Consider the following 1367-nt stretch of genomic DNA (forward strand, 5'->3'; position numbering starts at 1 on the left):
TTCGGCACGTTCACCGGCAGCTACAAGCTCCCGGCGAACTCGTGGAAGTGGAACTCGTTCAAGACGATCACCGGTGACCACAACGGTGACGGCCGGACCGATGTCGCAGCCATGTATTACCAGGCGGACGGGTCGATCACCATGCACACCGCGCTGGCGAACAGCGGTGGCGGGTTCGGGGCCTTCACCGGCAGCCTGACCGTGCCCGCCAACGCCGCCTGGCACTGGGACGCCATCCGACTCCTCTGACTTTCCTCCTGGGTGCGGGAGGGCTCACCCCTCAGGGCCCTCCCGCACCTCCCCTCTGGACAGGCAGGCCTCAGCCTGGCGCAGGGACGTGCCCCAACATCCAAGGAGTGTGTAGCAATGCTCAGCATGAAGAGGTCGGCGGTCGTCGTGGCGCTGGCCGTGGTCGCGCTGCTCGGACTCGCCACGCCGGCAGTCGCTCAGGCCGCCGGTGATGACGCCCCTGATGGCCATCCCGCCATGACCGGCTCGGCTCAAGCCGCCGCTGCCGCAACCGTGCCTCCCGGGTATCCGGTCACCGGCATCGACGTCTCACACCACCAGGGCACCATCGACTGGGCGGCGGTGGCCCGCGGTGGAGCCAAGTTCTCGTACGCCAAGGCAACCGAGGGGCTTTCCTTCGTGGACAGTTCCTTCACCGCCAACTTCCGTGGCGCCAAGCAGAACGGCATCCTGGCGGGCGCCTACCACTACGCCCGCCCCGACGTGTCCGATGGCACCAGCCAGGCGAACTACTTTCTCGATCGCGCTCAGTACTCGCAGGATGGCAAGACGCTCATCCCGATGCTGGACATCGAATGGCCCTGGGAGGGTTCGGGCGCGCCGTCCCCGTGCTACGGGCTGAGCACGAGCCAGATGTCGACGTGGGTCAAGCAGTTCGTGGACCGGGTCTACGCGCGCACCGGCCAGCGAACGATGATCTACACGAACACCAAGTGGTGGAATCCGTGCACCGGCAACAACGCGACGTTCGGCGCCAATCCGCTCTTCATCGCCAACTACAGCTCGACGTACAAGCCGCTGCCCGCGGGCTGGAACCAGTTCACGCTGTGGCAGTACTCGGACAGTGGCTCCCTGCCGGGCGACCAGGACGTGTTCAACGGAAGCCTCACCCAGCTCCAGGCGCTCGCCGGGGGCAGCCCGGAGCCTACTCCGGTCGCGGACCCGAACGTGGTGCAGCTGTCGGGGGACTTCAACGGTGACGGGCGCGACGACGCCGCGATGCTCTACCACTACAGGGACGACTCGATCGAGTTGTTCACGTCGTTGGCCAATGCCAGTGGTGGGTTCGGGGCGTACTTCGGCAGTTACAAGCTGCCGGCGAATTCGTGGAAGTGGGA

The 1367-nt window shown here is 66.2% G+C and carries 1 protein-coding gene and 1 pseudogene; both read left to right on the forward strand.

Annotated features, from left to right (window positions below; genetic code table 11):
• Positions 1–249, forward strand: a pseudogene (locus tag ACFYP0_RS33130) (hypothetical protein); the annotation flags it as partial.
• A gap of 117 nt (positions 250–366) precedes the next feature.
• Positions 367–1367, forward strand: a 1001-nt coding sequence (locus tag ACFYP0_RS33135; protein WP_356981323.1) for a GH25 family lysozyme, incomplete at its 3' end; no start/stop codon positions are given.

This window comes from Micromonospora arida (assembly GCF_042873195.1).
Lineage (GTDB): Bacteria > Actinomycetota > Actinomycetes > Mycobacteriales > Micromonosporaceae > Micromonospora > Micromonospora arida.